Source organism: Collinsella sp. SGI.180, assembly GCF_050313455.1.
Taxonomy (GTDB): domain Bacteria; phylum Actinomycetota; class Coriobacteriia; order Coriobacteriales; family Coriobacteriaceae; genus Collinsella.
This window is the reverse complement of record NZ_JBNPLL010000014.1, coordinates 45,765-58,428: the sequence shown is the minus strand read 5'-3', so window position 1 is coordinate 58,428 and position 12,664 is coordinate 45,765. Positions and strand designations below refer to the sequence as shown.

10 protein-coding genes are annotated in these 12,664 nt (G+C 55.8%); 3 read left to right on the top strand and 7 right to left on the bottom strand.

Going from position 1 to position 12,664, the window contains the following annotated elements; all coding sequences use genetic code 11:
• Together ACQRAP_RS06500 and ACQRAP_RS06495 are read right to left on the bottom strand one after the other, a co-directional pair.
• The coding region (locus ACQRAP_RS06500; protein ID WP_427795185.1) for an ATP-binding cassette domain-containing protein at nt 1-832 on the bottom strand (832 nt) is incomplete at its 3' end.
• An 824-nt stretch (nt 833-1,656) separates the two neighbouring features.
• Nucleotides 1,657-2,406, bottom strand: coding sequence for a MurR/RpiR family transcriptional regulator (locus tag ACQRAP_RS06495; RefSeq protein WP_117757480.1), 750 nt, complete (start codon nt 2,404-2,406; stop codon nt 1,657-1,659).
• 298 nt (nt 2,407-2,704) lie between these two features.
• Between ACQRAP_RS06495 and ACQRAP_RS06490 the strand changes: the two genes are divergently transcribed.
• Nucleotides 2,705-4,030, top strand: a complete 1,326-nt coding sequence (locus ACQRAP_RS06490; RefSeq protein WP_089573127.1) for a 6-phospho-alpha-glucosidase — start codon at nt 2,705-2,707, stop codon at nt 4,028-4,030.
• Nucleotides 4,031-4,112: 82 nt separating this feature from the next.
• Nucleotides 4,113-5,675, top strand: coding sequence for a PTS transporter subunit EIIC (locus ACQRAP_RS06485; RefSeq protein WP_427794056.1), 1,563 nt, complete (start codon nt 4,113-4,115; stop codon nt 5,673-5,675).
• Between the two features lie 192 nt (nt 5,676-5,867).
• On the opposite strand, the gene ACQRAP_RS06480 is transcribed toward ACQRAP_RS06485, so the two are convergent.
• From ACQRAP_RS06480 to ACQRAP_RS06465, 4 genes are all read right to left on the bottom strand, one after another.
• Nucleotides 5,868-6,668, bottom strand: coding sequence for a MurR/RpiR family transcriptional regulator (locus ACQRAP_RS06480; RefSeq protein WP_156600897.1), 801 nt, complete (start codon nt 6,666-6,668; stop codon nt 5,868-5,870).
• A gap of 77 nt (nt 6,669-6,745) precedes the next feature.
• Complete coding sequence (locus ACQRAP_RS06475) at nt 6,746-8,326, bottom strand: PTS transporter subunit EIIC (protein ID WP_427727686.1); 1,581 nt, start codon at nt 8,324-8,326, stop codon at nt 6,746-6,748.
• A gap of 24 nt (nt 8,327-8,350) precedes the next feature.
• Nucleotides 8,351-9,676: a 6-phospho-alpha-glucosidase gene (locus ACQRAP_RS06470; protein WP_089573123.1), complete on the bottom strand. Its 1,326-nt coding sequence runs from the start codon at nt 9,674-9,676 to the stop codon at nt 8,351-8,353.
• A 243-nt stretch (nt 9,677-9,919) separates the two neighbouring features.
• On the bottom strand, nt 9,920-11,158 hold the full coding sequence (locus ACQRAP_RS06465) for an MFS transporter (RefSeq protein ID WP_427795184.1): 1,239 nt from the start codon (nt 11,156-11,158) through the stop codon (nt 9,920-9,922).
• A gap of 152 nt (nt 11,159-11,310) precedes the next feature.
• Between ACQRAP_RS06465 and ACQRAP_RS06460 the strand changes: the two genes are divergently transcribed.
• Entirely contained in the window at nt 11,311-11,439 is a 129-nt protein-coding gene (locus ACQRAP_RS06460; RefSeq protein ID WP_427795183.1) for a hypothetical protein, read from the top strand.
• Between the two features lie 299 nt (nt 11,440-11,738).
• Here the strand turns inward: ACQRAP_RS06460 and ACQRAP_RS06455 are convergent, their stop codons facing one another.
• Nucleotides 11,739-12,653, bottom strand: coding sequence for a LysR family transcriptional regulator (locus ACQRAP_RS06455; protein WP_427727690.1), 915 nt, complete (start codon nt 12,651-12,653; stop codon nt 11,739-11,741).
• Between the last annotated feature and the right edge of the window lie 11 nt (nt 12,654-12,664).

The window sequence follows — 12,664 nt, the reverse complement described above, 5'->3', positions numbered from 1 at the left end:
GCTTGCCCGCAACGCCGTCTCTGCCAGTGAGAATGGCGAGTTTGATTCGTGCTTTCGCGTCGTGATCCTTCGGATCGACATGACGGGCGCTTCTCTTGGATGCGGACCGTGAGGCGTTTTCAACGCGCCTGATATACTCAGCCTTCATGCGCTTTTCTTCGGATCGCGCAATCGATTTGGCCCGCGCCGCGCTTTCGCGCTCCAGATTCGCCTGCGAGCGAGCTTGGGAGTAGTTGCCGGGGCGCATGGTGACGTGCCCCGACTCAAAGCACAGGCAGTCCTTTGCCAAGGAGTCGAGCAACGCACGGTCGTGCGAGACGAGGAGGCCAATACCCTTGTACTCGGCGAGTGCTTTGCAAATCTGCCTTCTGCATTCTGCGTCCACATGGTTAGTCGGTTCATCCATTGCCAGAAGATCGGGATTCTGCCAAAGCGCGACGGCTATTTGAATTTTCTTCTGCTCGCCACCGGAGAGCTCGGAAAAACGCCAGAGCATATCATCGGTGATGCGGAGCATCCTTCTGAGGTGCGTGGTCGCCGGGGCGAAGTCGCACGCAAAATCGAAGAGCATGGGCGGTTCGACTCCGGCTTCTTGCGCGCAATATGCGGAGACGAGACGCGGTGAAACGACGCCGCGATCTGGAATCAGAAGTCCGCACGCAATGCGGACGAAAGTTGATTTCCCGCACCCGTTGTCTCCGACGATGCCGTGCCAGCCGGGGGCAAATGTCGCCGACACGTTGTCGAGTGCGGGCATTGCGCTGCCAGGATATGCATAAGTAATATGGGAAAGAACGAGGGTGGTGGAGCTGTTCAAATTGGTTCTTGACATTGTGCCTCCTCGGCATGGGAGGCCGCGTTTTGCCGCATATGCTCTGATTGGCTCGTTCCGACCAACGTGAACGCCCGTCGACTCGAGTCAAGCTGAAAGAAAATGAGTCGACGGCAATGCTCGCAAAGGTAGTGTTTAGGATATACGAGGATCAGTGAAAAGACGATACGACAAATGTGCAGCCAGATTTATTCTTGGATAGATGGCAATTTGCAAATTGGCGTCGATATGTATCGTCTACAGCTTCACGAATCCTTTTCCTTTCCGGGGCGCTGGCTTGGCATATGGGCCTGCGCTGAATTCTTCCGTAGAGTCTAACAAAGCAATAATGCGGACGCAAGGAGGCGTTGCGTCTGAAAGCACGCCATTGCGTTGGACGCTTGAAGGGGTTTGCAAGTCGATTGAAAGAATACTAGTGCATCCGCTTCTTGTAACTAGCATGCGATGGTGGGCATCGTGAATGTTGAGCGAGGTCATCGACTTGATTTTTCTGGTGTTTGAGATATTAGCTTTCGCGATTTACCCTCCAAATTGCAGAGGTTTGAGACGACCGGAAAGGAATGCTTATGCTCGATTCTCCGTTCTTCAGCTACTGGGGAAAGGCGAAAGGAGTTGCTTTTCTCCATCACGGCAATATCGCATCGGGGCTCAAAGTCGTAAAAACGTCGTAAGGTACGCGATATGGTTCGCCGGGATCCTAACTAGCTAGGCATTTTTCTGAATCTGCAGATGTTCCCATGGCAGATAAACAGTACGCGTTGCATAGGGCGATACCTTTCATATAGAAGGCTGCTAAAGAGTCGAAGCCGGGCGCATGCCAAGTTTTATTTCTTGGCCAGTTTGAAGTAGCGCTCAAATATCAATTCGAAAACGTAATAGAACATCAATCGACTGTCGAGGTCCATGCTGCCCAAGCGGATTTCTTTTTGCACGGTGTAGATGGGGTAGTCGGCTAGTTTCGAGAGGGAATTTCGAGAAAAGCCGGTGAGCGTGACGACCTTGCACCCGCGCGTTTTGGCTATCGATGTGGCGTCAATAGACACCTGCGTCTCGCCGCTTACGGAAACGCTGAAGACCAGGTCGTTTTTGCCGAGGAGTTCTGCGTAATGCCTCATGACGTGGCGTTCACTGAGCGTGTCGGTATTCTTGCCCATTATTTTGAGCTTTTCAGCCATCTCGAGGCACGGGTATTTCGAAAAGCCCGAGCAGAAGAACACGATATGCGAGGCGTCCTGGATAAGACTCACAACCGAATCGATGACCCGGTCGTTAAGCAGATCTTTGGTCTGTACGAGCTGGGTATCAAGAGGAAGTGCCTCGATAGTGAATCGATTGCGATCGAGCGAGGCGGAATACGATTGTTTGAGCTCCGTAAACCCCGAGAAGCCAAGCTTGTGGGCAAGCCTGACGATTGTATTGGGAGCGACGAAGAACCGTTCGGCAACGCTCTTAAGCGTGACATCGTCAATATCATCACGCAGCTCGATGATGTAGCGCATGATCTCGCTTTCGAGATCGTTGAGCTTGCTCTCGCCAGCTCGCACATGATCATAAAAAGATTCTTGATCTTTCATAAGATGTTTCAGCCCCTCGCACCTCGCCGTACATATGGTACCGCTTTGTGTAGCCAGGTGAGAAATCGGTAATCGGTCAAGATTGCCTATTGCCCATGAACTGGGCAAACGCGCGTGTCTGCCTACACATATCTGTGTCGTGAGCGAAATCATGTGTCCCCGTTTCGCATTGGCCCACACGGGGACTTGCAAATGACCTTATGTCGCAAAATACCAATCGAAACGAAGCAAGCCGAGGACAGCCGCGGAGCCCAAGGTCTTCGAGAACACCGATCAGCCAACCCTGGAGGGACGGAACATGAAGGATAAGCTCAATATTGTGATCGTTGGCGGCGGCTCCACGTGGTGCCCTGGCATTCTTAAAGCCCTGACCAAGCACATGGACATTCTGCCGCTGAACCGCGTGATGCTCTATGACATCGATGCCGAGCGCCAGCGTCCGATCGGCGAGTTTGGCAAGATCCTCTTCGCCGAAGAGGAGCCCGGTGTGGAGTTTGGTTACACCACCGATAAGGACGAGGCTTACACCGACGTCGACTTTGTGCTCTGCCAGATTCGTACCGGCGGCTACGAGATGCGTAGCAAGGACGAGAAGATTCCGCTGCATATGGGAATCATCGGCCAGGAAACGGTGGGCCCTGGCGGCATGGCTTACGGTATGCGCTCCATGCATGACATGGTTGAGATCGTCAACGACGTTCGCGCCCATAGCCCGGAGGCGTGGATTATCAATTACACCAATCCGGCTGCTATTGTGGCATATGGTCTCGAGCGCGTCCTGCCCGATGAGCATCGCGTTCTCAACATCTGCGACCAGCCTGTCAACCTCATGCGCTCTTACGGTCGCCTGCTCGGTCGCGATATGAGCAAGACGGAGCCCGTGTACTTTGGCCTCAATCACTTCGGTTGGTTCAAGCACATCTACGATGAAGAGGGCCATGACCTCGTCCCGCAGATTAAGGAGTACACGGAGAAGAACGGCTTCCTTCCTGCCGATGCCGAGCAGCGTGACCAGTCCTGGCTTGATACCTACGCCATGGTCAAGGACATGCTCGAGGACTTCCCCGACTATCTGCCCAACACTTATCTGCAGTACTATCTGTATCCCGAGTACAAGGTCGCTCACCTCGACCCCGACTACACTCGCTCCGACGAGGTTATCAACGGTCGTGAGAAGCGCGTGTTCGCCGAGTGCGAGCGTGTTGCCAAAGTCGGCACCGCAAAGAACTCCTCGGTTGTGCAGAACGATGCTCATGGCGATATGATCGTGGAAATCACCTCGGCCATTTATCGCAACACCAATAAGACCTTCATTGTCATCGTGCCCAACAACGGCATTATCGAGGGTATGCCCGATGACGCCATGGTCGAGGTCGCGGCAAGCGTGGGCGCCAATGGCCCGCAGCCCTATGCTGTTGGCAAGATTGGCACCTTCTATCGCGGTCTTATGGAGAACCAGTACGCCTATGAGCGCCTGACTGTTGAGGCTTGGATGGAGGGTTCCTACGAGAAGGCCCTGCAGGCACTCACGCTTAATCGTCTGGTCGGTGACGCAAAGAAGGCGCGTAAGGTGCTCGATAAGCTCATCGAGGCCAATAAGGATTACTGGCCGGAGCTTAAGTAGCTAGTTCCATAGCGTTTGGTAACTGTTATGGGGCGTGTGGGTTGTAGAGCTGCACGCCCCGTTTCTTTAAGAGGGGTATCCCATGAACAAAGATGAGCTGCTGGCAAAGTTCCAGCGCCTGGGCAAAGTCCTCATGACGCCTGTCCTGATCCTGCCAATCGCCGGCATCCTTCAGGGCTTTGGCAATGCCTTTACCAGCCCCACCCTTACGGCGGCTGTTCCCTGGCTTGCTGCTCCGGGCTTTGCGATTTTCTTTTCGATTCTTAAGGCCGCAGCCGGCATCGTTATGAGCAACATCCCGGTTATCTTCTCGATTTGTCTCGCCTATGGCTTCGCCAAGTCCGAGAAGGCTACCGCGGCGCTTTGTGGCTTTTTGGGCTACATGTGCATGAACTCCGTGATGGGCACGTTCCTCACGGCGACTGGCGTTATCGATCCCGCCAATCTTACGACGGGCCAGAGCACGATCCTCGGTATCACCACGCTCGACACGGGCGTTATCGGCGGTCTTCTGGTGGGTGCAATCGTCGCATGGCTGCATAACCGTTACTACAAGATTGAGCTGCCTGCCGTGTTCTCCATCTTCAACGGCACGCGCTTTATCCCGGCGGTAACGCTGCTCTCATGCAGTGTCCTCGCATTGGTCATGTCCTTTGTTTTCCCGTTTATCCAGAACGCTCTCGGTGCGCTGTCCGAGTTCATCAAGACTACGGGTGCCTTTGGTGCATTTGTCTACGGCGCTGGCGAGCGCATGCTCCTGCCTTTTGGTCTGCATCACTTTGTCTATTTACCGTTCTTCTTCACGTCGCTCGGTGGCGTCGAGACCATCGACGGCCAGACCGTTCAGGGCGCTATCAATATCTACAACGCGATCCTGGGCTCTCCTAGCACGCCGTTTAACATCGAGGTCAGCCGTTTTGTCATGAACGGTAAGGTTATCTTCGCCATGTTCGGCCTGCCCGGTGCTGCACTCGCCTTCTACAAGACGGCGCTTCCCAAGAACAAGAAGAAGACCGCAGCGCTCATGATTGCCATCGTGGTGCCTTGCATCCTCTCCGGCATTACCGAGCCGCTCGAGTACTCCTTCCTGTTTATCGCGCCCATCCTCTACGTGTTCCACGCTCTCATGGCTGGTCTTGCCTATGCGCTGACCTATATCCTGCAGTTCAACGTGGCCGGCTCCGCATCCTTTGGCGGCCCGCTCTTGTCGTTGATCTTTAACGGCATTATGGGTGCAGCCAAGGGCTCCAACTGGCAGGTTATCCTGTTCCTCGGCCCCATCTACTTCGTGGTGTACTACTTCGTCTTCAAGTTCATCATTCTTAAGAAGGATCTAAAGACCCCTGGCCGTGAGGAAGAGTCTGGCGATGAGGCCGAAAAGGCTCCCAAGACCGTGATCAGCGACCTCATTCCCGCCATCGTTGAGGCAGTGGGCGGCGACAACAACATTAAGTCTGTCGAGGCCTGCTTCACCCGTCTGCGCATCCAGCTCAATGACTGTGACAAGGTGGTTGATGACGCCGAGTTTACCGAAAAGCTCGAAGCGCGTGGCATCGTGCATGTTAACGGCGGCGTGCAGATTGTCTACGGCAACATGGCATCTAACTACGCAACCCAGATGCGCGAGCTGCTGGGTATGGAATAAACGCCCCAAACACACGATCAAGATTAATACAGGTCGGCGTCCGATTCTTCAATCGGGCGCCGACCTGTGCTGTTTTGGGGCGAATGGGCAAGTACATGATGCGCTTGCTGCTCTCTTTTGGCACTGCCTATCGTGTATTCGGAAGCCTTGCGATGGTGAGGTGCGTTCTTTTCGGTCCTAGCGTGTTTGCGGCTAGCGCTGCGCCCGAAGTCGATTTGCACAGCTGATATACAGAGCGTTAACCGCGCTTTGTAGGCTCATGCCCTCTACCAGGGCGGTCGAGTACTCGCTGAGTGACTCCGCGCTTACGGGTAGCAAGAGCTCACGTGCCCCGTTGTTATCGAATGCCATGTTGCTCGATATCCAAATAACGCGGCAACCTCGCCGCTTGGCCTCAACGTAAAGATTGAAGATATGGCTCGTCTTCCCTGAGAACGATACAAAGACGGTTAGATCGTCGGGTTGGAGCAGACAGAGCGACGTCTCCTGTCCCTTGACGGAGCCAAATGAGAAGCACAGTCGGTTTACGCGGCTCAGCTTTTCGCAGAGTGAGCGGGCGACGAGATTGGAGAATGAGCTTCCGTATACGTAGACATTTTGCGCATCGAGAAGCCAGTCAACGGCCCGCTCGAGTCGATCCTCAGTGAGCAGGCGTTTTGTTTCAAGCAAAGAGGTCTCTACGATATCGAAATACCAGGGTATATCGATTTGCTTATGAGCCCTTGTCTCGGTTGTCTCACGCTGGAGCCAAGCGTTGAAGTCGTCAACTTGCTCTTTGAACGATCGAAAGCTCGAGCCGTTTACGCGCCTGCAGAAGCGCGAGATGGTCGCGGGCGATGTATTGCATGCGCGGGCAAGTTCTTCTATTGAGAGCTCTGGGACCTCGTCGTGATGGGAAAGGGCGTAGAGTGCGATGTGGGCGTCAAGGCTGCCGCCCTTCTCGACGTCTTCGATACAAGACCTGAGGTTCGAATAGACCTCGTACATCGACATTCAAATCACTCCAAACAATAATGCCCCGGAGCGGATATGCCATCTCCGGAGCATTGTGGTGAAGCTATGGGACGGATTTATTCCATGCCCAAGTATTCTCTCATTTCGACTTTGTAGACAGAAGCCTTATTGCCGTAAACGATCTGAACGCCGCCGCCAACGTGCACGATGGCACTGGCGCCGAGGTTTTTGGTGAAGACGCTATCGTCCTTGACCAGGGCGGTGTCTTTGAGGCTGAGCCTCAGGCGGGTGAAGCAGGCGTTGACGCCCGAGATGTTATCGGCGCCGCCCACGGCATCCACGATCTGCGGGATGAGGTCGCTTACCTGGACAGGTGCCTTGGAGTCGATGGCCGACGTGTCATCCGCTGCCTGCGTGTCATCATCCTCGCGGCCCGGGGTTTTGAGGTCAAATTTCTTGATAAAGGTGCGGAACAGCACGTAATAGATCCCGAAGTAAGCGATGCCGAGCGGAATAAGCCAGAACCAGTTGGAGCCTTTGTCGGCGTTCATGATGCCGTTGAAGATCCACGAGAGGAGCGGTCCGCCGAAGGCGGAAGGCCCGGGCACATTGAACTGTACCAGGTAGGTGAGTACATACGCGATGCCGCACAGCAGGGCGTGGACCACATAGAGTACGGGCGCTACAAAGAGGAAGGAGTACTCGAGCGGTTCGGTTATGCCCATGATGGCGGCCGGAATGACGGCGGCGATCATGAGGGAGCCGACCTTCTTTTTATTCTCGGGACGGGCACAGTGGTAGATGGCGAGCGCCGCCGCGGGCAGGCCGCACATGGCGAACAGCACCTTGCCGTTCATGACGTATTTTGAGATGTCGATGTCGTACATCATGCCGGGCGTGTTGAGCATGGCGTTGTAGATGTTGACAGCACCCTCGACGGTCTGGCCGTCAACCTGGATGCTACCGCCCAGAGAAGTGAAGAAAAACGGCAGGTAGATGAAATGATGCAGGCCGAAGGGCAGAAGCATGCGCTCGGAGAAGCCATAGATGAACGCGCCAAACACCCCGGTGGAATCGATGAGTGTCGAGGCGGCCTTTAGGCCGGTTTGCACAAACGGAAACACGAAGGCGAGCGCAACGCCCACCAGGCTCGCGAAAACGACGGTGAGGGCGGGGACGCAGCGTGTGCCGTTGAAGATGCCGAGCACCGGCGGAAGCTGCACCTTATAGAATCGGTTGTGGATCCACGCGACTACCAAGCCGATGATGATGCCGCCGAATACGCCGGTGTCGAGTGTGGTTACGCCCAGGATGGCGTTCTGACCGGTCTGCAGGTTGGCGGGATCGATGATGCCCAGCAGGATAAGCAGCTGACCCATGATCGTGTTCATGGTCATGTAGCCGATGAAGCCTGAGAGTGCGGCGGTCGCCTTCTCGGCCTTGGCGTAACCGTAGGCAATGCAGATCGCAAAGAGAACCGAGATGTTACCATTGATAACGTTGCCGGCTGCTTTGATGAGCGTGCTAAAGATCACCATCGGCTCGGTGCCCAAAAACGGGCAGAGCGAGATGAGGTTAGCATTGGAAAGGGCGGAGCCCAGACCGACCAAAATGCCGGAAACGGGCAGGAGGAGGACCGGCGCCATGAGCACCTTGCCGAGTCTCTGGAACTCGGTGTAGAGCTTGCTTTCTTTCATGATGTTCCTTCGATGCGCGGGGAGTTAGGACAGGGTCGGCCAATAATCGCCGTTCGCTTCGATCAGGTCGTCGAGGATTTGGCGCGCGACGGTAGTCGAAGGGACGGTCTTGTTGATTGCGATGGCTTCGAGCGCCTTCTGGTAGGAATGCTCGTAATATGCGTCGACGGCGAGCTTTTCGCTGGCATTCTGCTCTTCGATAAGCCCCTTGTAAAAGGTGGGGATAGCAGGCTGGCTGATGGGTTCGGGGCCCCAAGAGCGCAGGTAGGCGGGAACCTCGACCATGGCGTCGTCGGGCAGATTGGGGATGGCGCCGTTATTCTCGACGATTACGAGATAACGTTCGCACTTGTTGTAGGCGATAGAGGCGGCTGCGTCGACGATAAAGTCGCCAAAGACCGTGAAGCTCTGTACGGGGCTCTTGTAATTGGCGGGATCTGCCAGGTACTTGTCGTGCTCGGCAAACATCTCCTTCTCGCGTCCGTTGATGACGTTGTCGGCGCGCGTCCAGTTGGGGTCCATGTCATCTGCCATGTCTTTGGAGTACAGGTAGTACTGCAGGTAGCTGTTGGGCAGATACTCGGGATAGTCCTTCACAATCTTGACGTATTGACCCCAGGTGTGCATCCAGTCCTTGTCCTTGTGATGCTTGTCGCTCACGGCCATGCCGTGCTCGAGAATCATCTGACGAAGCTCCGGCAGACGATCGCGCCCCTGCTTGTCGTAGATTTTGGTAAACCAGCCAAAGTGATTGAGTCCAAAATACATGGGGTCGATATCGCGCCAGCTGGGAAGTCCAAGCATCTTAGAGTACGAGAGCAAGATAGCCGTGGGCATATCGCAGATGTTAAGGATATGGTCGTTGCCAAACTCGCGACGCGTGGCCTCGGCGACAACTGCGGCGGGGTTGGAATAGTTGAGGATCCAGGCGTCTGGACTGTATTTCTTGGCGTAGCGTACGAGGTCGAAGACGCCGGGGATAGACCTGATGCCATAGGAGATCGAACCGCCGGCGCCGCAGGTTTCCTGTCCCACGCAACCGTACTTGAGAGGGATGCGCTCGTCCTGGCGACGCATCTGAAGGCCACCCTGGCGGATTTGCGCGAAGACGAAGTCGACATCGGTGAATGCCTTTTCGGGATCGGTCGTCACGACAACTTCGATGTCAGGAGCTTCCTGCTCGATGAACTGCTTCATGATGTCGTAGACGAGATGCATGCGCTTTTCGTCGATGTCGTACAGGGCGAGTTTGCGCAGCGGTAATTCGTTTTTCTTCTGCAATAGGCTCTGGATGATGCCAGGGGTGTGGGTGCTGCCGGCCCCGGCGATTACAACTGCTTTCTTGTCCATGTGGTAAACCCCTTTCGTGTGGATTGACCATTTCAGACTACGAAAGCTCTACCTGCGATTCTATCGATTTTCAGATTGCGAAAAACGATAGCGATAATCTTAACAGGATGCGTTTTGCGTGGTTAAATAGCGCCGGGAAAGATACTGACTTGGGCGGCAGGCGACGTGTTGCACGGCTGCGGGAGCGAACGCCAGGCGGTCAAAAGATGGCGGGCGGTGCTGCGGCTTTTGGCTGCAATTGCGCTACCCGCGGCGACGCTCCCAGCGAGCCAACTTAATCGTCACCAGCGTGAGGGCCCAGGCCACAAGCGAGAACGCGGCGCCCACTGCGCCCACGTACGCAATGCCAACGCTGCTTACCACGGCGCCGCCCACCGCGGTGCCAAACGAAATGCCGACGTTAAACGCCATGGGCTCAACCGAACTTGCGAGTACCATCGACTTGGGATGGCGGCTGCGTGCCACGTCCATAAAGTGCGTGATGCACGACACCGAGAACAGGTACATGAGCAGCGCCAAGCTAAAGACAAAGACCAGTGCGAGCGGCATGGTGCCGCCCACAGCAAACAGCCCGAGTAACGCTGAAGCCTGCAGCACAAACGTCACAAGCAGCGCCTTCATGCCAAAGCGCGCATCGATCCATCCGCCCAGGATGTTCGAGATCAGGCAGAACACGCCATAGACCATAAGCGTGGTACTCGCCTGAACAGTGCCCATACCCAGCATCTGCTCAAGATAAGGCGTAACGTAGCCGTAGAATACGTAGACCGAGCCCACACCAAACAAAAAGATGAGCATGCCGGTGATGATGCACGGCTCGCATAGCAGACCCGCCTGCTCGCGAAAGGTGGCAGGTTCGTCGGTCTGTCCGGCGCGCGGCATAAACATCACGAGCGCTCCGCATATCAGAACGGCAAAGGCAAGCGTGCCGTACATGGCCACGTGCCAATCGAGCGTGTCGGCCACAAACTTGCCGATCGAAGTGACAAAGACCATTGCCACGGAAAACGCACCATATACCACCGAGATGGCAAGCGAAGTTTGCCGCGGGGACAGCAGCTCGGGGATGTACGTCACGCCCACGGCGAGCAGCGCGCCCGAGACAGAGCCCAAGATGATGCGCGAGATAAAGAGCACCTGGAAGTTGGGCGCTAGTGCCATGACTAGGTTGCCGAGCACAAAGACGATGCTATAGCACACGAGCAGCTGGTAGCGGCGAAAACGCCCCGTGCTGAGCGCGAGCACCGGCGTCGCGATAGCGTAGACAAGCGCAAACACGCTGATGAGCTGGCCCGCTGTGGCAAGCGATACGCCGAGTTCCGTCGCCAAGTCACTTTCGATGCCGATGACCACGAACTCGGAGCAGCCGAGCGAGAATCCCAACAGCACGAGCAGCGCCAGGCAGAGCTTGCTGCGCGCGGGGGAGAGCGCGGCGGCGGTTGACTTACATTTAGGCGTGGTTGCGGCGGCCAAGGTTGTCACTCCAATGTCGCATAAATAAGCGGGATTCAATCCCTGCAACTCTAACAGAATGTGGCAAAGGGACAGTTTCTTTGTCACATGGCGAGCTTGCCTGTATAGTCGCAATACAGGTGAAGATGGTCTCAGGTACATCGCGGGTGACAGGAGATCCCATGGGTATGCACACGACAAAGGTTGCAGTGGGCGAGGGCAAGTTTGCGCTCGAGGCCCAGTTGACGGTGACGCCGCGGGGCATAAGCGTCTCGAACAGGGCCTTCATGCCAAAGCATACGTTGATCTAGCTGCACAGGATATTGGAGGGCAGACAGAGCGCACCGTAGACCATAAGCATGGTCGAGATCTCGAAGGCGTCCATGCCGAGGACCTGCTCAAGATAGGCGTAACGTAGCCATGCAGGGGCGGGAGCTTGCGGACGAGATTCAGGTCAAGGCGGACGTGGAGAGATCCCTTATCGGACGGGGCGGACGCAACAACGTCTATTCCGCCACGCTCGCGCGGGATATATGATGTCCGCCCGAAGCTATTGAGCGCTATTCCTCAAAATCGGAAATAATTCAGTTTTGAGGAATAGAGACGCCCGCTACGCCTCACTGGTCCCGTCCTCGAGCGGCTCGACGTTGAAGTCCTCGCAGACGTAGTTGACGAATTCGCGCATGACCGGCGTGAGCACTTCGTCGGCGTGCCATACGAACCCAAGCGTGGAGTAGAACGGCTTCTCAAAGGACACGATGGAGAGGTCACAGGCGAGATAGGTCGAGGCCAGGCGCCGCGGCAGTACGGAGATGCCCATGTTGTTCTGCACGGCCTTCATGAGCATGCGGTGACGTGAGTGGTGGAGCGGTACGTTGGGGAAGAACCCTTCTCGCTCGCAGATACGTCGGAAGATCTGTGTGACATCGGACTTTTCCTCCAGCAGCATGAACTCCTCGTTGCGCAGTTTAGAGACGCTTATCGTATCCACCTGTGAGAGCGGGTGCTTGCGTGAGCATATGAGCACCATTTCGTCGCGCACGAGTGGTACAAACGAGTATTTTTCCATATCGAGCATGTCGCCGCGCGCGATGGCGAGGTCAATCTTGTGGCGGTCGAGCTTGCTGATCAGGTCCTCCTGACTACGCTCAAAGTACTCGAGCTGCACGGAAGGGTTGCGCACCCAGTACGAGCTGAACGAGTCGGCGAGGCCGTACTCTTCGATGAGCGGCAGCGATCCGATACGTAGGGGATACGTGGAACCCTCTCGGTACATCCTGAGGCGCGCCACGGCGCGCTGGTACTCGGGCAGGGCCTTACGCACATAGGAGTAGAAATCGAAGCCAGCCTGCGTAAGCTCGACGCCGTTTCGCGTCTTCTTGAAGAGCTTGACGCCCAGCTCCTTTTCCATCTGCGACATCTGCTTGGAGAGTGAGGATTGCGAGATGAAGAGCTTGTCCGCTGCGTCGGTGAACTTGCCGGTATTCGCCACGGTCTGAAAGGCCTCGAGCTTTCTGATATCCATGTCTGCTCCCA

Bases quoted from the DNA above. Each gene is read 5' to 3' on its own strand.
- ACQRAP_RS06495 (WP_117757480.1), bottom strand. From the start codon at position 2,406: ATGAAAGATCAAGAATCTTTTTATGATCATGTGCGAGCTGGCGAGAGC.
- ACQRAP_RS06490 (WP_089573127.1), top strand. From the start codon at position 2,705: ATGAAGGATAAGCTCAATATTGTGATCGTTGGCGGCGGCTCCACGTGG.
- ACQRAP_RS06485 (WP_427794056.1), top strand. From the start codon at position 4,113: ATGAACAAAGATGAGCTGCTGGCAAAGTTCCAGCGCCTGGGCAAAGTC.
- ACQRAP_RS06480 (WP_156600897.1), bottom strand. From the start codon at position 6,668: ATGTCGATGTACGAGGTCTATTCGAACCTCAGGTCTTGTATCGAAGAC.
- ACQRAP_RS06475 (WP_427727686.1), bottom strand. From the start codon at position 8,326: ATGAAAGAAAGCAAGCTCTACACCGAGTTCCAGAGACTCGGCAAGGTG.
- ACQRAP_RS06470 (WP_089573123.1), bottom strand. From the start codon at position 9,676: ATGGACAAGAAAGCAGTTGTAATCGCCGGGGCCGGCAGCACCCACACC.
- ACQRAP_RS06460 (WP_427795183.1), top strand. From the start codon at position 11,311: ATGGGTATGCACACGACAAAGGTTGCAGTGGGCGAGGGCAAGTTTGCG.
- ACQRAP_RS06455 (WP_427727690.1), bottom strand. From the start codon at position 12,653: ATGGATATCAGAAAGCTCGAGGCCTTTCAGACCGTGGCGAATACCGGC.